This is a genomic window from Flavobacterium sp. N3904, from assembly GCF_025947305.1.
Taxonomy (GTDB): Bacteria; Bacteroidota; Bacteroidia; order Flavobacteriales; family Flavobacteriaceae; genus Flavobacterium.
The window spans coordinates 3,155,723-3,179,270 of the sequence record NZ_CP110009.1 but is presented as its reverse complement, the minus strand read 5'-3'; the positions used below and the strand labels follow the sequence as shown (position 1 = coordinate 3,179,270).

Genomic DNA, 23,548 nt, shown 5'->3' with positions numbered 1-23,548 from the left:
CAGTATTGATTTTTGGTCTTTTATATTTCTAAAGTATGAAAATCAAAATTCCAATTTAAATCATTGTCATACCACAATTGCCCTTTTGAAACTTTTAAAGGACATTCATAATTATTGGTGTACAATGCTCCTGTTCCCAAACCTTGCGGCATCAAATTATGCTGCAAGTAGGTCCATTGAGCGATTGCATTAAGCCCGATATTGCTTTCTAAAGCAGAGGTAATCCACCAGCCAATATTGTGTTTTTCAGCCAATGATATCCACTCCTTAGTCCCGCGAAAACCACCCACAAAACTAGGTTTCAAAATGATGTATTGTGGCTTTATTTTAAGCAATAGTTCTTCTTTTTCATACGTAGTAAATACTCCAATCAATTCTTCATCCAAAGCAATTGGCAATGGAGTGCTTTTACATAGGTCGGCCATGCTATTCATATTATTTTTCGCAATAGGCTGTTCGATGCTATGTAATTTAAAAACAGCTAATTGTCGTAATTTATTTAAAGCTTCATTTATCGAAAAAGCTCCGTTGGCATCAACTCTAATTTCGATTTGTTCAGGAGTGAAATGTTGGCGAATAAAACGCAATAATTGTAGTTCTTTATCAAAATCTATGGCTCCAATTTTGAGTTTAATGCATTGAAATCCATTGGCTAATTTCTCTTCAATTTGTTGCTTCATAAAAGCCTCTTTTCCCATCCAAACCAATCCATTTATTGTGATTGATTTTGTACCCTCTGTGAAGTCCGATGGAAAGAGTAAAAAAGGTGTTTCACTTTCTAAAGACTGAAACGCCATTTCGACTCCAAACTGTATGGACGGAAATTCTAACAAAGCTTCCCAAAGTAGGTCTTTACCAAGATAAATATTGTCACAAGTCCATATTAATTTTTCTTCATAATCGGAACGGTCGTCGATGCTTAAACCTCTCAAAATACCACACTCCCCTATTCCTTTTTTACCGTCTTGCTCCAAAACAATAAACCAAGTTTCCTTTTCGGTCATTACACCACGGGAAGTTCCCGATGGACGTTTGAAATTGAGAATATATTTGTGGTAGGAAGCGAGCATACTTTAGATTTATAGTTTATTGGACTTTTGGATTTTTAACTACTCTTTCATCAACTTAAGTACTCGCTCAAAATCCTCGTTCAGAATTCCTGCTTTTTGGAAAGCTTTGAAATCCTGTTCGGTTTTTTGAGTCCAGCTCAAACTGTCGGTAACGTTTTGGTTTTGGTATTTCTTGTAGATTTTTTTGGCTTCTTTGTAATTGTCGTTTAGCAAATACCCGTGGGCTAAATTCAATTGAATCAAAAGTTCTGAGTTATCGAGTTTTTCACCATCTTGAAGGTATTTTAGTGCTTTTCCGTATTGTTTGGTCAAAAGATAACAGCTTCCAATTGCACTATAATCTAATGCTGTCGCTTTGCCATCATTAATTAAAACTAATAATTTTGTAATTGCTTCACCGTTTTTACCTTGCTTTGCAAGAAGTGTTGCATGATTTCGCAAATCTGCATAAACAGCACCAGAAGTACTTGTTTCGCCAAAACAACTATTTCCGGAATCTTTAAAAACTTTGGATCTTTCTACTGACAATAGCTTTTGAAACTCTTGATATTTATACTTAGTTTGAATTTTATCTAATACACAAACACAAAAATCATCCGAATTTACCATTTTTTGAGCCAAACTGGAGGTCTTGCATTGCTCAATAATTGTCTTTCTATTGTCCAGACTCCAACCACGGCTTAACTTTTTATCAACCCAAGGCACAACTTCCAAAATGATTTTTTGCTTCATAATCCAGTTTTTACTTTCAAAACCAAACCACAAGGCATTTCCGTTTAAACACGTTGATTTCTCTATTGAAAGTAATTTGGCATCTTTGCTAACTGGTTCTTCCTGAATCAAACAGGATTCCAATGTTTTTCCAGAGTCTTTGTATTCTAAAGCCAATTTGTCTGTTGAAAAAATAGCGTAGGTACATTTATCGTCTCCCGATATTTTTGACAAAACAAAAACGGCTCCGGCTGAACCTTGACTGATTCCAGTGGGATCGGGAATTGATTTTAGAACCGAAACCAAACTGCTGGCCAATTGTTGGTTCTCATCCAAAAGGGTAATTCTATAAACAATTTCTGTAGTTCCAAGCGGTAAATCTTCAGTTTTTATGACGATTCGGTCTCTGGCAGAAACGTTGATTTCTTTGGTAGTCGATCTGTCTTTGTCCCAATAACCATCTTGTTGAGAGAAAGCATTGATGGTAATATAAAGTGAAATAAATAGTAGAAAATATTTTTTTTCCATTATGAAAATATTGGTCTTTTTTTAAACAAAAGATATTAAATATAGGAATCCCCTAGCCCTGATAGTAGTGAAAATCCCCCGCTTTTGGGCGGGGATTGTAACGAATAGCAGGAATAGCTCCTAATTATTATAATTCAATAAAACTTCCGATTTCGAGCAACATCAAATCTTTTCCTTTATCGAAGAATTTCTTAATGGCTTGCTCGTGATTGATTTCGATATAACCGAATGTGTCGAAGTGAATGCCCAGAATTTTATCACAAGCCACAAAATCGGAGGCTATTATAGCGTCCTCAACATCCATGGTAAAATTATTCCCAATTGGTAAAATCGCCAAATCGAGTTGTGTACGCATCGGAATCAATTTCATATCCATCGTAAGCGCGGTGTCGCCGGCAATGTAGATATTTTTGTGTTCGCCCTCGATTACAAAACCACCTGGATTCCCGCCATACATCCCGTCAGGAAAAGAACTGGAGTGAATAGCACTTACATATTTTAGTTTTCCAAAATCAAAATTCCAGCTACCACCATGGTTCATAGGGTGTGATTGAAAACCTTTTTTACCATAATAACCCGCAATTTCAGCATTCGACACAATCACAGCATTGGTTCTAGATGCAATGTATTCGACATCGAGTATATGATCACCGTGAGCGTGTGTCAAAAGGATAAAATCGGCTTTAAGATCGTTAATGTTAATATGGGAAGCCTTTGGATTGGCAGAAATATAGGGATCCACAAGAATGTGTTTGCCACTAACTTCAATTCCCAAAGAGGCGTGACCGTAGAATGTTATTTTCATTTTAGTAAAAGTTTAAAATATTAGAAAACACAACTTTGATTAATTTTTGAATTACTTATCGTCCTCCCAAGAAAAGATTCACAAAAATATCGGATATCAAGGAAATCATACATAAAGATAATAATATCGAAAGCAAAAAGGTACTCAAGGCTACTTTCTTTAATTCGGGATCCAATAATTTTGGATCTTGATTTTTGGATACTGTGATTAAATGTTTGGTTAGCGGAATATATGCCAATAAAAACAAGTATTGATCAAAACTAAAATCGCTCAATATGGCGAACGTAACTACCGCAATCATAGCGGAAACAATCAGGAAATAATGGTATTTTTTGGCTTTTTCGGCACCCATTTTTACCACAACGGTATTCTTTCCTGATTTGGCATCCGAAGCTTGGTCGCGCATATTATTCAAATTTAAAACAGCAACACTCAATAATCCAATTGCTGTAGCTGGCAAAATAAGTATCAAGTCCAATTGTTTTGAATACAAGAAATTAACGCCTAAAGTACTCACCAATCCGAAGAATGCAAATACAAAAATATCACCATATCCTTTGTATCCATAAGCCGAATTACCTACAGTATAACGAATTGCAGAAATTATAGCCATAATTCCTAAAATCAAATAAAATACAGAATAAACGAGATTACTTTCTCCAAATGCAACATAAATCAAGAATATTGCTGAAAATAATGTAAGTAGAGAGGTAATCACCAAAGCACGTTTCATTGCTTGAGGAGTTATCACACCACTTTGTATGGCCCGTTTTGGCCCTACTCTATCCTCATTGTCTGTTCCTTTGACACCATCTCCGTAATCATTGGCAAAATTAGAAAGCACTTGTAATCCTAATGTTGTCAAAAGTGCAAAAGCAAATATTTCCCAATTGAAAACATCTGTTGGAGTCAATACATTATCTGTTGGGTTTGCCAACGCATACATACTTCCAACTATTATTCCAGAAACTGATAATGGTAATGTTCTTAATCTTGCGGCTTCAATCCAGTGTTTCATTTTTGTTGTTTAATTGTTTAAAAAGGTTTAAAAGTTTAAATTGTTTAAACGGAGACCTATATTTTATTCTCTTGGTTTTACATCCAATTACTATCAGATGTTTCCATTTCGTACAACCAAAGATTGACATATTGTTTTATAGCTGTAAAATTACCCAATTGAAAACTAATATCCCCTCCTGCAGTATGCAAAGTTAAGGAACCAATATTGATATTTTTGTGCCAAAAGAGTTGTGAAGTTGTAATCGCCTGAATTTTACTCGGTATAATAATTCTATTAGAAACATCCCAAGCACCGCTTTGGAGAATTATGAAGTCATCATTAATATAAAGGCGATTATTTTTGAATGCAAAAAATTGAATTATACCAACAAAAACAACATAAAAAAGCACAAAATAATCTACCATTGGCAATTGTTCTATTATAAAATCTCTAACAAAATAGAAACCTAGCAACGGTAACCCAATAGTTAGGAAAACTGAAAATCCGAGTTTTCTAAAATTAGGTTTGAGCATCACACCTTTTTCAGGGATTTTTTGAAACAACAATTTCAAAATTGCATCTTTTTCGAGTCTGTCACATCCTGGAATTTCTATAGCTAGTTTATGGTCTTCTTTTTCTCCTCCAGTTGCCTGTTTTATTTTAAGATGCAACACATTCATCTTCTTTTGAAAAAAATTCTGGGTAATACTTGTAATCTGAACTTTTTCGGGTTTTATGATAGTACTTTTGGTATTCAATAAGCCATAAGAAAGCAATAACGAACCTTTTTGTCTGGCTATTTTATAATCAAAATAAGTGAAAATTGTTTTGACCAAATTAATTAAAATAACTGCCAAAAAGAAAATGATAAATAGCATTAAAAAAGCAGTAAAGACTTGGCTTTTATCGACATAATCTTCGATGTTTTCATCGTGCAAAACATCCCTGCCCGTTATTTGCTTAATGTGATCGAAAAGTGTGATGAAAAACGCTAGCAAAACAAAAAAGCTTTTTACATAATTGGAAGTAATTCCGATTTTCAATAAACTCAAAAAACTAATTTTTATAAATGGAACTTCTGTTTTGATAGCCTTTTCAGTTAAAATTTCGCTTAAAGCACCAATTGCATCATCAACATTTATATCTTCTTTATTTTCATTCTCTAATAAACGAGATTTTAGGTCTAATGCCAATTCATGCGAAATGGCCCTGATATTTCCCTCTTTTTTATTGGAACCCGCAGTATCAACAGCCAATTCATAGACCCCTACCAATCGCTGAATCAATGACTGGTTGATATTTACTTGTTGGATTTTATAAAGTTGTATGGTTGTTTTGGTTTTATTGAAAATGCCTTCGGTTATAATAAATTCGTCATTTTCCTGATCTATGTAAAAGGTGAAATTCAAGTATTTTAAATAAGAAATGATTCCAATGACAGCAAAAACAGCTATTGTTCCGACCAATAAATAACCTTTATTAATTTCATTGAATTTAAAAATCCAAATCACCAAAATAGGCCACAATGCCTTTGCATATCCTTGAAGTGAATAAATAAACATAACAAAAATCCCAACGATGGATTGTCGTTGTGGTTGATTGAAATTGGCTTCCATTATAATTGCTTTTGAATTTTTCCCATCAAAAGTTGTTTGATGTTCTCGGCTTGCTCTTTGGCAATTCCGGGAATTTCTATATCACTTGAACTTCCTCCGGCTGTAAAGATTTCGATTTTTGCCAATCCAAAAAACCTCGAAATTAAACCTTCATGTAAAGCTACATGTTGTACTCTATTATAAGGAATTACCAGTGTATTTGTGGCAATTATTCCATGTCTAAACAATACATCATGAGTTCTAAATGCAAATCCTTTTTTCTTAAAACTCATTCTCGAAAAGAAAAGAACCAATAGCAACAAAACCACATAAATAATTCCGATTTGAGAAATATAGGGAGCAATCTCCTCATTGAAATAAAACAGAAAACCTACACCAATTCCGATTATCAAAAAAAATACGGATAAGGTTATCAAAGTTACTTTCCAATAATTCGGGTGTAAAATAGAGAATTCTACTTCCTCAAATTTAGGAAGTTGGGTAGTATCGATAGTCACATTTGTAAAATTTTCCATTTTCTTTTTTTCTAAATAAATATAAAATTTAAGGTCTCAAATTACAAAACTTGAAACCTTAACTTTTAAACTCCAAAACCATTTTTTATGGCAACCATTTCTTTTCAAAATTCGGTTTGCGTTTTTCAAGGAATGCATTTCTACCTTCTTTAGCTTCTTCGGTCATATAGGCGAGCCTTGTTGCTTCGCCAGCAAATACTTGTTGTCCCACCATACCATCATCGGTAAGATTCATAGCAAACTTGAGCATTTTGATGGCCATAGGGGATTTTCCAAGAATTTCTTGTGCCCATTCATAAGCGGTATCTTCTAATTCAGCATGAGGAATAACGGCATTCACCATTCCCATATCCATTGCTTCTTGAGCAGAATAATTTCGACCCAAAAAGAAAATTTCTCTTGCTTTTTTCTGTCCTACCATTTTGGCAAGATAAGCAGAACCGTAGCCTCCGTCAAAACTGGTAACATCTGCATCGGTTTGTTTGAAAATGGCGTGCTCTTTGCTTGCTAAAGTCATATCACAAACTACATGCAAACTATGTCCACCACCAACAGCCCAGCCAGGAACAACAGCGATAACCACTTTTGGCATAAAACGAATTAATCGTTGTACTTCAAGAATATTCAAACGATGCTGACCATCGTCTCCTACATAACCTTGATGACCACGGGCATTTTGATCGCCTCCACTACAAAATGAATATACCCCATCCTTAGATGATGGTCCTTCAGCAGAAAGCAAAACAACCCCAATTGAGGTATCTTCTTGCGCATCGTAAAATGCCTGATACAATTCGGATGTTGTTTTTGGTCTAAAAGCGTTGCGCACATCGGGTCTGTTAAATGCAATTCGGGCAACACCATTGCATTTTTTATAGGTTATATCTTCAAATTCTTTGGCTGTTATCCAATCCATTCTGTTTTACTTTTAAATTATTTTCAGTGTAAAAATAAGTCATTTTTTATATTTCTAAAGTAAAATAATCGGTCAACGACAAAAGTTATTAAAAAACATATAAAAGGGGAAATAGTAAGAATAAAAAAACTCCAAAATCAAATGACTTTGGAGTTTTTAAAATTCTGTGGGCGATGAGGGGTTCGAACCCCCGACCCCCTCGGTGTAAACGAGGTGCTCTGAACCAGCTGAGCTAATCGCCCTATTTTACAATTTTACAACTTTCGTTGCCGTTATTGCGTGTGCAAATATACAACTAGAACTCGTATTTGCAAGCAAAAAAACAGAAAATATCAATAAAACTAAGACTCTCTTTTCTTAATAACTCATTTGCAGTATTTTATTGAATTACTAAACATGATTATTTTTTTGTCACAGATTGGTTATAACGCTACATTTGTATAATAATATATATATAATGGCTCGATATAAAGAAAACGATTTACCAAAATCTAAAATTACTGCAAGTTCTCTTCAAAAAACAATACTCATTTTTAAATATGCCAACAATCACAAATGGAAATTTTATGTAGGATTGGTTTTCTTATTACTTACCAGTGTTACTGCATTGGCCTTTCCTAAGTTTATGGGAATGCTTGTGGATTGTGTCAACAAAAAAGATGCACATTTGGCCAATCAAATTGCTTTAGGTCTTGGTTTGGTTTTGCTTTTTCAATCTATATTCTCTTTTTTCAGACTTTCACTGTTTGTAAATTTTACAGAAAATACCTTGGCCAATGTTCGCTTGGCATTGTATACAAATTTGGTAAAATTACCAATGACTTTTTTCTCCCACAAACGAGTTGGGGAATTAAACAGTAGAATTAGCAATGACATTACCCAAATCCAGGATACCTTAACTACTACTATAGCCGAATTTTTAAGACAATTTATATTAATCATCGGAAGTTTTATCATGTTGGCCAGTATCAACATTAAATTGACCATTATGATGGTTTCTGTGGTTCCTTTGGTTGGTGTGGCTGCGGTAATTTTTGGTAGATTTATTCGAAAATATTCTAAAAAAGTTCAAGATCAAGTAGCCGAAAGTCAGGTTGTAGTTGAAGAAACCATGCAGGGCATCAGTATTGTAAAAGCTTTTGCCAATGAATGGTACGAAATTGCCCGCTACAGAGAAAAAATTAGGGAAGTAGTCAAAATTGGTATTAAAGGCGGACAGTTTAGAGGATTCTTTGCTTCTTTTATCATTATTTGTTTGTTCGGAACTATTGTAGCGGTAGTATGGTATGGTGTGCAATTGAGTATTGCCGGTGAAATTACAGTTGGTGAATTATTTACCTTTATATTATATTCAAGTTACGTGGGTGCTTCATCAGGAGGTATTGCCGAATTGTATGCACAAATGCAAAAAGCAATTGGTGCTACCGAAAGAGTTTTTGAATTATTGGACGAAGTTCCTGAAAAAATCAACTCCGATATGCATATTCCAACGATAAATAAAATTAAAGGAGATGTGACTTTTGACAATGTCACTTTTAGTTATCCTTCGCGAAAAGAAATTCAAGTCTTGAAAGGCATTAATTTTACGGCAAGTTTTGGTCAAAAAATAGCAATTGTTGGGCCAAGCGGAATGGGAAAATCAACCATTGCTTCTTTGTTATTGCGTTTTTATGACATCAATGGTGGAGAGATATTAATTGATGGGAAAAATATTTATGACTATGATTTGGAAAATCTTCGTGGAAATATGAGCATAGTTCCTCAGGATGTGATTTTGTTTGGAGGAACAATTAGAGAAAATATTGCATACGGCAAACCAAATGCTACAGTTGAAGAAATAAATCTCGCTGCTAAACAAGCCAATGCATTCGATTTTATTGAAGGATTCCCAGAAAAATTCGAAACGATAGTTGGTGAAAGAGGAATTAAATTGTCAGGTGGACAAAGACAACGAATTGCGATTGCACGTGCGCTATTGAAAAATCCAAGTATTTTAATTCTTGATGAAGCCACATCATCATTAGACAGTGAAAGCGAAAAATTAGTCCAAGAAGCTCTTGAAATTTTGATGGAAGGAAGAACGAGCATTATTATTGCTCACCGTCTTTCTACCATTCGTTCTGCCGATCAAATTTTAGTGCTTGATAATGGAAAAATAAGTGAACAAGGAACGCACCAGGAATTAATTAATTTAGAAAATGGTTTGTATAAAAACTTAAGTAATTTGCAGTTTAGCAATTCATAGTTCTCCTTTTATAGAAAGAAAAAATCCATTTGTGAAAACTTCACAAATGGATTTTTTTTTAAACTGAAAACTGAACACTCAAAACTGAATACTAATTTTTTCCTTTTCTTCTATTGCGTTCTGCTTTTATCATAGAAAGTTCACGACTCGTTTGTCCTGCAACCGATGTGTTTTCTTCTGCACGGCGAATCAAGTATGGCATAACGTCTTTAACTGGTCCGAAAGGTAGATATTTAGCAACATTATAACCATTTGACGCCAAATTATAACTGATGTTATCACTCATTCCATATAATTGTCCGAACCAAACACGATCTTCATTAGATTGAATTCCTTTGGCTTTCATCAATTCCATTAAAGTATAAGTACTCTTTTCATTATGGGTTCCAGCAAAAATGGACATAGTATCTAAATGTTCTACCATGTAGTGAACAGCAGCATCATAATTTAAATCGGTAGCTTCTTTAGTAGCACAAATTGGAGATGGATATCCTTTTTCAATAGCACGCTCATTTTCTTTTTCCATATAGGCACCACGAACCAATTTCATTCCGATAAAGAATCCCTCGGCTTTGGCTTGAGCATGTAATTTTTTTAAATATTCCATACGATCCCAACGGTACATTTGCAAAGTATTAAAAACAATTGCTTTTTCTTTGTTGTATTTTCGCATCATTTCGGTAACCAAATCATCTGCGGCCTCTTGCATCCAACTTTCTTCAGCATCTATAAGCAGCGCAACATCTTTTTTATGAGCTTCACTGCAAACCAATTCAAAACGAGCTACAACCCTATCCCATTCTGCTTGTTCCTCTGACGTCAAAGCTTGTTTTTCTCCTAGTTTTTCATACAAATCCAAACGGCCTAGACCAGTTGGTTTAAATACTGCAAACGGAATAGCTTTACGTTCCTTGGCAAATTCAATGGTTTTTAAGGTCATTTTAAGTGCTGCGTCAAATTGATCTTCTTCTTCTTTTCCTTCAACAGAATAATCTAATACGGACGAAACTCCTTTGGTATACATTTTATCAACTACAGAGAGACAATCATCTTCATTTACACCACCACAAAAATGATCAAAAACGGTAGCACGAATTAAACTTTCTACGGGTAGATTTGCTTTTATGGCAAAATTGGTGACAGCAGTTCCAATTCGAACTAAAGGTTGATTGTTAATTAATTTAAAAAGAAAATAAGCTCTATCAAGTTCGGTGTCACTTTTTAGTGCAAACGCAATTTGTGTATTATTGAATAAATTATCCATTTTATGTTATATTTTTTTATGCAAATATAAAGAGACTATCACTGATATTTAGCAAAAATTACCTTATTTTGCGTTTTCATTTAAATAAAAAAGATGCAATCTATTCAAGCTAATAATTATCCTGTATGTTTCAATGAAATAGGATATAAAACACTAAACCAACATTTAAAAGACAACAAATATTCAAACCTATTTATAGTTGTAGACAGCAATACAAATGAGTTTTGCTTACCTCATTTTTTGCCTCAATTAGAAACCGATCTTACGATAGAAATTATCGAATTTGAAGCTGGTGAAATCAATAAAAATATTGAGACCTGCATTCAGATTTGGAATGTTCTCACAGAACTTGGAGCCGACAGAAAAACATTGATTATTAATGTTGGAGGTGGTGTTGTTACAGATTTGGGAGGTTTTGTAGCCTCTACTTTCAAAAGAGGAGTTGATTTCATACATGTACCAACAACACTTTTATCAATGGTTGATGCTTCTGTAGGAGGTAAAAATGGTGTAGATTTGGGAAATTTAAAAAACCAGATTGGCGTAATCAATACCCCAAAAATGGTTTTGATTGACACTCATTATCTTGAAACCGTTCCTCAAAACGAAATGCGTTCCGGACTTGCCGAAATGCTTAAACACGGTTTGATTTTTGACAAGGAATATTGGGGACAATTTTTGGATTTAAAAGCAATTGATTTTGCAGATTTCGATGAATTAATTTACCGTTCAGTAGAAATTAAAAATGAAATTGTAATGCAAGATCCAACAGAAAAAAACATTCGAAAATCATTAAACTTCGGTCATACCTTGGGTCATGCTATTGAAAGTTATTTTTTAGAAAATGAAAGCAAAACTACGTTACTTCATGGAGAAGCAATTGCTGTTGGAATGGTTCTGGAAAGTTATATTTCGTTGCGCAAAAATTTAATTAACCAAGACGAATACAATCAAATAAAAACGACCTTAAAATCGATTTATGAAGATGTAGTTTTTGAAGAAAATGATATAGATCCAATCCTAGAATTATTGATTCACGACAAGAAAAATGAATATGGAAGCATCCAATTTGCATTAATCGAAGGAATCGGAAAAATAAAAATCAATCAATTGGTTGAAAACGAATTAATTCTAAATGCATTTGAAGATTACAAATCTTAGTTTTTTTTTAATAAAAAGCATTGCTTTACGTATATATTATTTTTTACATTTGCTCCAATGAATAAAAATCAAAATAATAAAATTTTCTCAGCCAAAAGAAATCGCAACAATAGATCTTTTTTAAGATTGTTGAAGCGTTTTTATGGTATTAAAGGAAACTTTAGTTTTGACGTTTTTCAATATTTCAGGGCAGACTACGATAAGCTACAAATTATCTATGCAAACATTAGGGTTTGAATTTATATTAATTCTATTTCAAGATATAATTAATATAAAATACAAATTTACAGATGAATACAAAATATTCCGATTTAATAAATCAAACCTATTATTTCCCTCAAGAAGAGTTTAAATTAAACAAAGACAACCTTCACTTTCATAATATTGATTTGATGAAATTGGTAGAAACTTATGGTACACCATTAAAATTTACCTATTTGCCACAAATTTCTAATAACATCAGCAAAGCCAAAAGTTGGTTTCGTAAATCGATGGAAAAGAACAAATATGAGGCTAAATATTATTATTGTTATTGTACCAAAAGCTCTCATTTTGAATACATTATGAATGAAGCTTTCAAGAATAACATTCATATCGAAACCTCCTCTGCTTTTGACATTAATATTGTTGAAAATTTATTGGATAAAGGTAAAATAAATAAAAGCACCTATATAATATGTAATGGCTTCAAAAGAGATCAATACATTGATAATATCGCAAGACTAGTCAACAACGGTCACAAAAACACAATTCCTATAATTGATAATTATGAGGAATTAGATTTGCTGCAATCCCAAATTAAAGGAAAATTCAAAATAGGAATTCGAATTGCAGCAGAAGAAGAACCAAAATTTGAGTTTTATACTTCAAGATTGGGAATTGGGTATAAAAATATAGTTCCTTTTTATAAAAAAGAAATCAAAGAAAATAAAAAACTGGAACTTAAAATGTTGCACTTTTTTATCAATACAGGTATCAATGACAATGCTTATTATTGGAACGAACTTGTAAAATGTATCAAAGTGTATGTTGCTTTAAAAAAGGAATGCCCGAGCTTAGACGGGTTAAATATTGGAGGAGGTTTTCCTATAAAAAACTCATTAGCATTTGAATACGATTACCAGTATATGATTGACGAAATTATCAATCAAATAAAGATCGCTTGCGATGAAGCCGAAGTAGATGTTCCTAATATTTTTACCGAATTTGGTTCATTCACGGTTGGGGAAAGCGGTGGAGCTATTTATCAAATCTTGTATCAAAAACAGCAAAACGACAGGGAAAAATGGAATATGATTGATTCCTCTTTTATAACTACATTACCAGATACTTGGGCAATCAATAAACGTTTTATCATGTTGGCTATCAACCGATGGAACGATACTTATGAAAGGGTTTTACTAGGTGGAATGACTTGTGATAGTGATGATTACTACAACTCAGAGCAAAACATGAATGCCATATATTTGCCAAAATACAATAAGGAAAAACCTTTGTATATAGGATTTTTTAATACTGGTGCGTATCAAGAAACCATAGGTGGTTACGGTGGTTTGCATCACTGTTTAATCCCAGAACCAAAACATATTCTGATAGACAGGGATGAAAATGGTATTCTAGCAACAGAAGTTTTCTCTGAGCAACAAACAGCAGAGGATGTACTAAAAATATTAGGTTATAATAAAAAACAATAAATAATTGTGTTTTACGATTTTGATATTTATAAATTTCTTTTATTTGTAAATCCAAATCTCAATTACCTTTTAAATAATAAATAAAAAAAAAGAAAAGAAAAATGAGTAAAGGACCAATCAGTCAGTTTATTGAAAAGCATTATTTGCATTTCAATTCTGCATCCTTAGTTGATGCTGCAAAAGCATATGAACAGCAGTTAGCCAATGGTGCAAAAATGATGGTAAGTATGGCCGGTGCAATGAGTACCGCTGAAATTGGAAAGATTTTTGCCGAAATAATTCGTCAGGACAAAGTTCAAATCATATCTTGTACAGGAGCCAATCTTGAAGAAGATATCATGAATTTAGTGGCACATTCTCATTACGAAAGAGTTCCAAATTATCGTGATTTGACTCCTCAAGACGAATGGGACCTATTGGAAAGAGGATTAAATCGTGTTACTGACACTTGTATACCTGAGCATGAAGCATTTCGTCGTTTACAAAAACACATTTACAAAATTTGGAAAGATGCAGATGATAAAGGAGAACGATATTTTCCTCATGAATTCATGTACAAAATGTTACTTTCAGGCGTTCTGGAAGAATATTATGAAATTGACTTAAAAGACAGTTGGATGTATGCAGCTGCCGAGAAAAATTTACCAATTATTGTACCAGGATGGGAAGATAGTACCATGGGAAACATTTTTGCATCCTATGTTATAAAAGGGGAATTAAAAGCTTCAACCATGAAATCGGGTATAGAATATATGGTTTACTTATCTGACTGGTATCCAAAAAATAGCCAAAATGGTGTTGGATTTTTCCAAATTGGCGGAGGAATTGCTGGTGATTTTCCAATTTGTGTTGTACCAATGTTATACCAAGATATGGAAATGCACGACATTCCTTTTTGGAGTTATTTCTGTCAAATTTCAGATTCTACAACCAGTTATGGTTCCTATTCTGGAGCTGTTCCAAACGAAAAAATTACCTGGGGTAAGCTAGATATAAAAACTCCAAAATTTATAATTGAGTCTGATGCTACAATTGTAGCTCCATTAATTTTTGCTTATTTGTTAGATTTATAAAAGTTATTTATGAAATGAGCATAACCGAAAATTGGTCGCAAACACCAATGAAGATATGCGAATTACATATTCCAATAAAAACAATATTATTTACATATGAAAAGAGTAATTGTTGATTACGCAAAACTGACCAACGAAATTTTAAACCTTTTGGTCGAAAAATTCCCTGATGGATATGATGATTCAGACATCATACGCTTTAGAAATGCCAAAAATGAATTAATAGAAGCTGTTGAAGTTCGGACAGAAGACACTATATATCTAGTAAAAGTAAGTACTAAATTGGCTGACAGAATTGGAAATTTTGATGAGGATGATGAAATCGATGATGTGGTTGAACCAATCAGCGGACTTGAATTGGATGTTGAAGACGATGATGATGACGATGACGATGATGACAATCTAGACAAACCAGATGTTGATGGAGATGATGACGATGAAGATGCTGATGATAAAGATATTGCAGACGAAGACGACGATGAAGATGATGAAGATTAATTTGTAATTTTCTAAAAAATATAAAGGAACTCTATTTTGAGTTCCTTTTTTTATTAGATTTATGTACTAAAAAATATACGCCAAAATGACAACAAAAATTCTACACGCCAAACTCAAAGAAAATTTCGGGTTTGAAAAATTCAGACCCAATCAAGAAGATATTATCAATTGTATTCTTTCGGGAAAAGACACCCTGGCGATTATGCCTACTGGAGGAGGAAAATCAATTTGTTTTCAACTACCCGCCTTAATCTTAACTGGAATTACGATTGTTATTTCTCCACTAATTGCCTTGATGAAAGATCAAGTAGACAGCTTGAAAGCCAATGGAATAGCGGCCTGCTTTATTAATAGCAGCCAATCAAATGATGAACAGCAACACCATATTCAAAATCTGAAAGACAATAAAGTCAAACTGGTTTATGTTGCTCCAGAAAGTTTAGCTTATCTTGAAAATGTTTTTTCTCAAATCACTATAAGTCTTATTGCTATTGATGAAGCCCATTGCATTTCGTCTTGGGGCCATGACTTCCGACCGGCTTATACCAATTTGGGATATCTCAAAAACCGCTTCCCTTCTACTCCAATCCTCGCATTGACCGCAACTGCCGATAAAGCAACGCGTACAGATATTACCAATCAATTAAATTTGGTAAATCCTAAGATATTCGTAGCTTCATTTGACAGAAAAAATTTAAGTCTAGAAGTACGACCCGCTTTGGATAGAGTAAAACAAATTATAGATTTTATAAAATACAAACCAAATGAATCGGGTATTGTTTATTGTTTAAGTCGAAAGACTACTGAAGAATTGGCAGAAAAATTGCGGAAAATTGGTATTAAAGCCAAAGCTTATCATGCTGGTTTGGACAATAAAATACGTTCCAAAACTCAAGATGAATTTATAAATGACGAATGTCAAGTGGTTTGCGCGACTATTGCTTTTGGAATGGGAATCGATAAATCGAATGTAAGATGGGTGATTCATTATAATCTGCCAAAAAATATAGAAGGCTATTATCAAGAAATTGGTCGGGCTGGTCGTGATGGTATGCCATCGGAAACGGTTTTGTTTGAAAGTTATGGTGATATGATTCAGTTGCAAAAATTTGCTTCCGAAGGTTTGAATGCCGAAGTGCAACTGGCAAAATTGGAAAGAATGAAGCAATATGCCGATGCATTGAGTTGTCGCAGAAAAATATTGCTTTCTTATTTTGGGGAATTGGTTTCAGAAAATTGCGGCAATTGTGATATTTGCAAAAACCCTCCCGCTTTTTTTGATGGAACTATTATTGCTCAAAAAGCATTGTCAGCAGTAATGCGTTTGCAGGAATCGGAAGCATTGCCAGTAATTGTTGACTTTTTGAGAGGTTCAAAAAATGCTTCTATTTATGACAAAGGATATCAAAATTTAAAAACGTATAATGTTGGTTCCGAAATATCATGGTATGATTGGAACCAATACATCATTCAACTTATTAATTTAGGGTATTGTGAAATTGCTTTTCATCAGCAAAACAAAATTAAATTGACTCCATTCGCAAAGAAAGTCTTGTTTGAAGGTGAAAAAGTACAATTAACAACAGTTCAAAAAATAAACAAAGAAAAATCAGAAATTACAGAACGCGAAAGTAAAAAAACAATTAATTCCCTTTTTGAAGTTCTCAGAAAACTGCGTTCAGAAATTGCAAAAGAAGAAGAGGTTCCTGCCTATATTATTTTTAATGATGCCACTTTAAAACAAATGGAAATTCAAAGACCGATGAGCGATGATGAATTTCTTGCCATAGATGGAGTTGGAAAAACCAAGCTTGAAAAATATGGAGATACCTTTATAAAAGCCATTATTGATTTTCAAAAAAACAAAACGGTTCGTAAAAAAAAGGAAGGCAGTACTTATAAAGAAACATTGGAATTATTTCAAAGTGGAATGTCCGTTGAAGAAATTGCAATAAAAAGAAAATTGGGAGTAACAACTATCACATCACATTTGGCAAAATTATATCTTGATGGGCATCCTATCGATTTGAGTATTTATATAACAGAAGTAGAAATTTCAAAAATTGCGGAAGCTAAAATTAAATTAGAATCTCCAAATGCGTTAAAGCCCTACTTTGAATTCTTTGAAGAGCAGATTCCTTATGATAAAATTAGAATTGGCTTGGCTGTTCTAGAAAAGGAAACTATTAGTCTTTAATTCAAATGATATACTCATTTCCACACTTTGTAAATTCAAAAACCGAAATTTTGATTTTGGGAACCATGCCTGGTGTACAGTCTCTGACCAAACAGGAATATTACGCACATCCCAGAAACCATTTTTGGAAAATTTTATATACGTATTTCAATGCTTTGCCAATTCCTGACAGATTTGAAGAAAAAATTAAATTTCTTCAAAATCATAAAGTTGGGTTATGGGATGTTTTAGAAAATTGTGAAAGAAAAGGAAGTTTGGATATTCATATCAAGAATCAAAAAGAAAATGATTTTGAAATGTTTTTCAAACAATTTCCATCTATTACCAAAATTATTTTCAATGGAAAACAAAGTCATGCTTTTTTTTCTAAAAAATTTGGACAGATCGAAGGCATAACGTATTATGTAATGCCTTCGACTAGTCCTGCTAATACAATGTCTTTTGAAAACAAATTGAAAATTTGGTCAACTTGCTTCGAGTAATTTACAAATATCTTTCCGCAAAAACTTTTTGGTGATGTTTCATATGTCCAATAATCAAAAAACCTAAAGCTCTCACCGAAACTTCATGTTCGGATGCAATTCCAATTCTTGCCAACTGATCTTCAGAAAAACTTTTGAACATCAATAAATTCGAATGTCTTACTGCAGAAAACTCAGTTAGCAATTCTTGAATACTTCTGCTTTTTGCATTTGTATTGACAACATAATCATTTTCTTCAAATCCCGGTAATGGTGTTTTATCATTTCTGGAGATTCGAAGTGCACGATAACTAAAAATTCTTTCGGCATCAATAATATGCTGAATGATTTCTTTGATAGTCCATTTTCCTTCCGCATAACTATAATCAAATTTGTCCAATGGAATATTTTGGACAAATTTTATAAAATCATGCAAACTAATTTCTAGTTCTTCAAATAATTCTACATTTTCAAGAGCTTTTATATAAGTAGCGTTGAAATTGGAATATTCATTTACTGGCAATTGATTTGAATTCATAACCTATAGAATTTAAAAATTATTTTTATGCTGAATTTCTACTCGCATTGGTATTTCCAAATAAAGAACGAGTTACAATTTTTTCATATACTTTGATTAAGTTCAAATCGGGATTTTCTTCTTTATTAATTTCGTTTATTCTCAACAAAGCATATTGTTGTATTGTTAACAAAGGCAATACTATACGTTCCCTTACTTGAATTGAAGCTTTTCCATCCGGGTAATTTTCCATCAATTCGGTATGACCTGCAATTTTCAATAATAATCTTTTGGTTTCAAGAAACTCATTATAAATAATTTGCCAAAACTCTCCAAATTCTGGATCTTTACTCATATAAGCCGTTAACGGAAAAAATGATTTTGCCAACGACATCATACTGTTTTCCAAAAGTGTTTTTACAAATAAAGAGCCATCATACAAATCTTGAACTTTGTCCCATTGATTGGTATCTTCAAAATGTTTTAAAGCGGAACCCACACCAAAAAATCCAGGAACATTTTGCTTTAATTGGCTCCATGAACCTACAAAAGGAATGGCACGCAAATCGGCAAAATCCAAAGTTTCAGACTTACTTCTTTTTGAAGGACGGCTGCCTATATTTGTTTTGGCATAATATTTCAAGGTGCTCATTTGTTCTAAATAAGGAATAAATTTGGGATGATTTTTAAAACTTAAATATTTATTATATCCCAATTCTGCCATTTGATCCAAAATGTTTTTTTCTTCAACCGACAATTCATTTTGACCTTTATTGAAAACTTGATTTGCAACTCCAGCACTTAGCAAGTTTTCTAAATTATAGCGACAAGAATCCAACGTTCCAAAATTGGAACTGATAGTTTGTCCCTGAACCGTAATTTGAATTTCATTGTTTTCGATTTTCGGCCCTAACGAAGCATAAAATTTATGTGTTTTTCCACCACCACGTGCAGGAGGTCCTCCACGCCCATCGAAGAAAATGGCGTGAATTCCATATTTTCTTGAAATTTCTGTCAGCGCTTCTTTTGCTTTATAGATACTCCAATTTGCCATCAAATAGCCACCGTCTTTTGTACCGTCAGAAAAACCTAGCATTATAGTTTGCTTATTTCCTCTATTCATCAAATGTTTTGCATAGGCCTCATTTGTATATAATTTTTCCATTATATTATGTGCATCTTGCAAATCGTCAACAGATTCAAAAAGCGGAATAATATCAACTGTCGCATTTTCCCAATTACTTAATTTGAATAATGCAAAGGTTTCCATCACATTTAGGGCGCTTTCATTGTTACTTATAATATAACGGTTTGCTCCAAATTCTCCATTTTTCTCCTGTATAGTTTTAATGGCTTGAATCGACTCAATTGTTGATCTTGTCATTTCATTTTCAAAATCGCTTGAATCAAGATTTCCTTTAATATTTGATAAAACTTCAAATTTTTCTTTCTCCGATAATTGATAATAATTTTCGGGAAAAACATTTGAATTTGATTTTGAATAATAACAAAAGATATCATTAAAAACAGCATCGTGTATTTTACTGTTTTGACGTATGTCTAATGATGCAAAATGAAATCCAAATAAATTCAATCGAATTAACAAGGATTCAATTTCATCAACATATAAAGATTGATGTTGTTCAATTACAATTGTTTTTATTTTATTTAATTGCAATTTAAATTCTTCTAATGTGATAAATATTTCACCTTTAGAATAAAAAACAGATCTGTATAATTTTTGCTCTAATTCTGATACCAAAAAATCAACACCCGAAAAAGTTAACTTTCTTTTCAGACTCCTCATTTCAATATAATAGCATTTCAAAATTGAAGTTCTCAATCGTTCAGCTACTTTTAATGTAATTTCGGTCGTAACAAAAGGGTTTCCATCACGATCCCCTCCTGGCCAAAAACCAAGTTTGATTAATGGATTTTTGATAGATTCTCCTTCAAAAACATTTTTTTGAAGATAATGCACCATTTCCCCAGATGTATTATAAAAAACATTTTCGAGATACCAAATCAAACTTACAGCCTCATCAAACGGATTTGGTTTTTCATTTTGAATAAAAGGTGTTTTACCCAATTGAGCCAACAATTGCTTGATATCCAATAAATTATTTTTGCGAATCGCCTCAGTCAAATCATTTATAATCCCTAAAACTGCTCCTGGATAAAATTGAGTGGGATGTGCAGTAAGAACAGTTCGAACATTAAAATTTTCTAGAAATTCAATTAGTTCTTCCTTGTTATTTTTAGCATCCGATTTTTCTTTGATATCGCGCAGAGATCCTCTTCCCTCCATATTATTTACCACAGGAAATGCAGCATCTTCGATAGCATCAAATAATACAATTTGACGTTCTATATATTGAATAAAATGAAACATTAGATTTATTTTATCTTTTTCAGATCCATTGTGAAGGTATTTCTCTGAAAAAAAATCAACAATCTCTCTTGGTGTTTTTTGTTTTTTAAAACCAGAATCGCAAACTTCTGTAAATAGAGGCAATAAAACACCTGTATTATCAATGGAATCAAAAGGCAAGGTTATAAAAACACTATTGTATATATGATATTTTGAAAGAACATCTTGATTAAAACGTTCTATTTTAGGAAGCGTGTACATAAAATTGTATTAGTTTGGTTGTTGGTTGTTCTAGCATAAAAAAACCTCAAGAATTCTCTTGAGGTTATATTTTAAATATAGCTTTCAAGAATTTCTTACATTTCTTTAAAGATAGTATGCATCAAACGCTTCTTATCGTTGATACTTTCTTCTAATGAAATCATTGTTTCGGTTCTATAAACACCTTCAATGTCATCAATCATGAATATTACATCTTTTGCATGTTTAGTATCTTTTGCTCTAATTTTACAGAAAATATTAAACTTTCCAGTTGTTACAGAAGCTACAGTTACATAAGGAATTTCATTAATACGCTCCAAAACAAATTTTGTCTGAGAAGTATTATTTAGAAATACACCAACATAAGCTATAAATGAATATCCCAATTTATCATAATCAAGGACTAAAGACGACCCCATAATGATTCCGGCATCTTCCATTTTTTTTACTCTAACATGAACCGTTCCAGCTGAAATCAATAATTTTTTAGCAATGTCAGTAAACGGTACTCTTGTGTTGTCTATCAACATATCTAAAATCTGGTGATCTACTTCATCTAAACGAAACTTACTCATAATTCTTTTATTATATGGTTATTTGATACTAAAAAAGTTAAAATTATAAATAAAAATTAAATTAACGACATAAAATTTATTTTATTAATGCTCCATTAACAAAAAATATTTTTTCATCAAAATTGAAATTGGCTTTTTGATTTTCAATTGGGATATTCTTTAAATCATCTTTGTATAGTGCCTCTTTTGCATCGTACTCAAAATGACCATAATAACCTTCTAAATCACCTACTTCAACTATGTAAGCATTAAAATTTATTTTATTTTCAATTAACTCTTCTTTATATTGAGCAACAAAATTCGTGATTATTTCGATACCATCATAATTTATTTTGACATTTTTATACATAAAATCAAAAAAAACGACATTATTCTGAGGAATGTTTAAATATTTATCATTTATATTGCTAACTATATCGTTTTCGCTAAGAATAATAAAACCCGAAACCAGAGCCATAAAGACGAATTTTCTTGTTTCTTCTCGCTCATAATCATTCGGAAAATGACCTGCTTCAAATAAAATTGTTGGCACTCCCAAAAACTGAAATGTATCTCCTATACAATTAATATTGAAGGAATCATCAAATCGCCCAATCTGGCCAGGAATGTATTTTTGCAAAACTTCATTAATACTTGCAATTAAATTAATAGCTTTTAATCGGGATTCATTGACTTCTCTTTCTTCATTATAAGATGGCGCCAAAAAAGAGACAGTTGCTGGTTTTCCAGTATCAGCGACACCAAAAATAGTGCGTTGATCATGAAGATTAAAGCAATAATTTGGTTTGAACTCATCAAAAACAGCCCTAAGAATTTTACTTTCAGGTTGTGTAAGGTTTTGCGAATCCCGATTTAAATCTATATTATTTGCATTGGCACGAGTATATAATTTAGCTCCATCAGGATTAAGCATTGGGATGCAATAAAAAGTAAATGAAGTTAAAAGTTGATTTGCCAAATCCGAGCCGTTGTTTAGTAGATTGATAAAATCAAAAAGCGCTTTGGTAGTTGTACTTTCGTTTCCATGCATTTGTGACCATAGAAATATTTTTGTTTTTCCGGAACCTTTTACATAACTATAAATTGGTTTTCCTAAAACCGAATTACCTATTATTTTGACATCATTTTTAATATCGAACCTATTGAGTATTGGTTCAATCGAATCCAAAGTTATGTAACGACCTTGAATTGTTTTTTCTTTATTTTGAATAAATAATTGTTCTAAATCCATGTTATAATAATTGATTTACAAAAGTAAACATCTTTATATTTACAAATGTAAATTTAAAAAAATCGAAATAATTTATACTTGTAAACAGGTTTGATTAAATAATACGTTCCTGACTTGGTAGTAATGTTAACAAATGTATCTCCTCAAACAACAAATATTAATTATATCATTTTCAGTTATTTAGAGATTCTTATCTAATGCCTTAGATTCGGTATTGTACACTGTATTTTTAATTTTAACATTGTAAACTTGCTTACGAACTGTCTTTTGATTACATTTGTGAATTAATGATTTTTAATTAAAATTCACAATGGTAAACACAGATGATTTTATAAAACGATTGGAAATTATACTTGATTATTACAGTCTGAATGCCTCTTCTTTTGCTGATAAAATTGGAGTACAACGCTCTAGTTTGTCACACTTACTTTCTGGAAGAAACAAACCAAGCCTGGATTTTATTTTAAAAATAATTGATATTTTTCCCGATGTAGATTTGTATTGGATACTCAATGGTAAAGGTGTTTTTCCTAAAATGAATCAACAAAGCACTTTTGAAAAATTAAAAGAAAATACCACTACTCTACCAGAACAAGATAATTCAACAATCAATTTATTTTCTGAAATAAAAGAAACTGAAGAAAATTCATTTAAAACCGAAAGAGCTAAAAATATAATTTTAAAAAATGAAGCCGCTTCTGAAGATTTGGATAAAATTGTTTTTTTTTATAAAAATGGAACTTTTAAAGTGTATTTGCCTAATTAATTTATAAAAAAAATTAATCGAAAAACTAAATTTGGGTTAACCGATAATTTAAAGAAATGATAGTCCGATACAA

Annotated in this window: 20 protein-coding genes and 1 tRNA gene; 8 read left to right on the top strand and 13 right to left on the bottom strand. The window is 32.4% G+C overall.

The window, feature by feature from the left end; all coding sequences use genetic code 11:
* Nucleotides 1-20: 20 nt before the first annotated feature.
* The 8 genes from OLM57_RS13445 to OLM57_RS13410 form a co-directional block, all read right to left on the bottom strand.
* Nucleotides 21-1,070: an o-succinylbenzoate synthase gene (locus tag OLM57_RS13445; RefSeq protein WP_264564208.1), complete on the bottom strand. Its 1,050-nt coding sequence runs from the start codon at nucleotides 1,068-1,070 to the stop codon at nucleotides 21-23.
* A 39-nt stretch (nucleotides 1,071-1,109) separates the two neighbouring features.
* On the bottom strand, nucleotides 1,110-2,309 hold the full coding sequence (locus tag OLM57_RS13440; RefSeq protein WP_264564207.1) for a tetratricopeptide repeat protein: 1,200 nt from the start codon (nucleotides 2,307-2,309) through the stop codon (nucleotides 1,110-1,112).
* A 127-nt stretch (nucleotides 2,310-2,436) separates the two neighbouring features.
* Nucleotides 2,437-3,114 (bottom strand): metal-dependent hydrolase, encoded by a 678-nt coding sequence (locus OLM57_RS13435; protein ID WP_264564206.1) that lies wholly within the window; start codon nucleotides 3,112-3,114, stop codon nucleotides 2,437-2,439.
* A 55-nt stretch (nucleotides 3,115-3,169) separates the two neighbouring features.
* Entirely contained in the window at nucleotides 3,170-4,132 is a 963-nt protein-coding gene (menA, locus tag OLM57_RS13430) for a 1,4-dihydroxy-2-naphthoate octaprenyltransferase (RefSeq protein WP_264564205.1), read from the bottom strand.
* 77 nt (nucleotides 4,133-4,209) lie between these two features.
* On the bottom strand, nucleotides 4,210-5,730 hold the full coding sequence (locus tag OLM57_RS13425; protein ID WP_264564204.1) for a PH domain-containing protein: 1,521 nt from the start codon (nucleotides 5,728-5,730) through the stop codon (nucleotides 4,210-4,212).
* The gene (locus OLM57_RS13420) at nucleotides 5,730-6,245 is read right to left on the bottom strand and encodes a PH domain-containing protein (protein ID WP_264564203.1); all 516 of its coding nucleotides are present in this window, start codon (nucleotides 6,243-6,245) and stop codon (nucleotides 5,730-5,732) included. The genes OLM57_RS13425 and OLM57_RS13420 overlap by 1 nt, the downstream gene beginning before the upstream one ends.
* A gap of 85 nt (nucleotides 6,246-6,330) precedes the next feature.
* Complete coding sequence (locus OLM57_RS13415) at nucleotides 6,331-7,161, bottom strand: 1,4-dihydroxy-2-naphthoyl-CoA synthase (RefSeq protein ID WP_264564202.1); 831 nt, start codon at nucleotides 7,159-7,161, stop codon at nucleotides 6,331-6,333.
* 167 nt (nucleotides 7,162-7,328) lie between these two features.
* Nucleotides 7,329-7,403 (bottom strand) — tRNA-Val (locus OLM57_RS13410).
* 215 nt (nucleotides 7,404-7,618) lie between these two features.
* Here OLM57_RS13410 and OLM57_RS13405 point away from each other — a divergent pair.
* Nucleotides 7,619-9,406 (top strand): ABC transporter ATP-binding protein, encoded by a 1,788-nt coding sequence (locus OLM57_RS13405; protein ID WP_264564201.1) that lies wholly within the window; start codon nucleotides 7,619-7,621, stop codon nucleotides 9,404-9,406.
* A 91-nt stretch (nucleotides 9,407-9,497) separates the two neighbouring features.
* Here the strand turns inward: OLM57_RS13405 and OLM57_RS13400 are convergent, their stop codons facing one another.
* Nucleotides 9,498-10,670, bottom strand: a complete 1,173-nt coding sequence (locus OLM57_RS13400; RefSeq protein ID WP_264564200.1) for a proline dehydrogenase family protein — start codon at nucleotides 10,668-10,670, stop codon at nucleotides 9,498-9,500.
* 93 nt (nucleotides 10,671-10,763) lie between these two features.
* Here OLM57_RS13400 and aroB point away from each other — a divergent pair, with 93 nt between their 5' ends.
* From aroB to OLM57_RS13370, 6 genes are all read left to right on the top strand, one after another.
* Nucleotides 10,764-11,831: a 3-dehydroquinate synthase gene (gene aroB, locus OLM57_RS13395; protein WP_264564199.1), complete on the top strand. Its 1,068-nt coding sequence runs from the start codon at nucleotides 10,764-10,766 to the stop codon at nucleotides 11,829-11,831.
* A 290-nt stretch (nucleotides 11,832-12,121) separates the two neighbouring features.
* The gene (locus tag OLM57_RS13390) at nucleotides 12,122-13,525 is read left to right on the top strand and encodes an arginine decarboxylase (protein WP_264564198.1); all 1,404 of its coding nucleotides are present in this window, start codon (nucleotides 12,122-12,124) and stop codon (nucleotides 13,523-13,525) included.
* Between the two features lie 101 nt (nucleotides 13,526-13,626).
* Nucleotides 13,627-14,598 carry a deoxyhypusine synthase family protein gene (locus OLM57_RS13385; protein WP_264564197.1) on the top strand — a complete coding sequence of 324 codons (972 nt, stop codon included), beginning with the start codon at nucleotides 13,627-13,629 and terminating at the stop codon, nucleotides 14,596-14,598.
* Between the two features lie 96 nt (nucleotides 14,599-14,694).
* Nucleotides 14,695-15,096 (top strand): DNA primase, encoded by a 402-nt coding sequence (locus tag OLM57_RS13380; RefSeq protein WP_264564196.1) that lies wholly within the window; start codon nucleotides 14,695-14,697, stop codon nucleotides 15,094-15,096.
* Between the two features lie 85 nt (nucleotides 15,097-15,181).
* Nucleotides 15,182-17,293, top strand: a complete 2,112-nt coding sequence (recQ, locus tag OLM57_RS13375) for a DNA helicase RecQ (RefSeq protein WP_264564195.1) — start codon at nucleotides 15,182-15,184, stop codon at nucleotides 17,291-17,293.
* 5 nt (nucleotides 17,294-17,298) lie between these two features.
* Complete coding sequence (locus OLM57_RS13370) at nucleotides 17,299-17,775, top strand: DNA-deoxyinosine glycosylase (protein WP_264564194.1); 477 nt, start codon at nucleotides 17,299-17,301, stop codon at nucleotides 17,773-17,775.
* Between the two features lies 1 nt (nucleotide 17,776).
* Here OLM57_RS13370 and OLM57_RS13365 read toward each other — a convergent pair whose 3' ends face one another.
* The 4 genes from OLM57_RS13365 to OLM57_RS13350 form a co-directional block, all read right to left on the bottom strand.
* Entirely contained in the window at nucleotides 17,777-18,292 is a 516-nt protein-coding gene (locus tag OLM57_RS13365) for a DinB family protein (RefSeq protein WP_264564193.1), read from the bottom strand.
* A 25-nt stretch (nucleotides 18,293-18,317) separates the two neighbouring features.
* A complete protein-coding gene (locus OLM57_RS13360) occupies nucleotides 18,318-20,903 on the bottom strand; it encodes a phosphoenolpyruvate carboxylase (protein WP_264564192.1) in 2,586 nt (861 codons plus the stop codon).
* 95 nt (nucleotides 20,904-20,998) lie between these two features.
* Entirely contained in the window at nucleotides 20,999-21,478 is a 480-nt protein-coding gene (locus OLM57_RS13355; RefSeq protein ID WP_116763001.1) for an Lrp/AsnC family transcriptional regulator, read from the bottom strand.
* A 76-nt stretch (nucleotides 21,479-21,554) separates the two neighbouring features.
* Nucleotides 21,555-22,709, bottom strand: coding sequence for a M14 metallopeptidase family protein (locus OLM57_RS13350; RefSeq protein WP_264564191.1), 1,155 nt, complete (start codon nucleotides 22,707-22,709; stop codon nucleotides 21,555-21,557).
* A gap of 310 nt (nucleotides 22,710-23,019) precedes the next feature.
* Between OLM57_RS13350 and OLM57_RS13345 the strand changes: the two genes are divergently transcribed.
* Nucleotides 23,020-23,475 (top strand): helix-turn-helix domain-containing protein, encoded by a 456-nt coding sequence (locus OLM57_RS13345; RefSeq protein WP_264564190.1) that lies wholly within the window; start codon nucleotides 23,020-23,022, stop codon nucleotides 23,473-23,475.
* Nucleotides 23,476-23,548 lie beyond the last annotated feature (73 nt).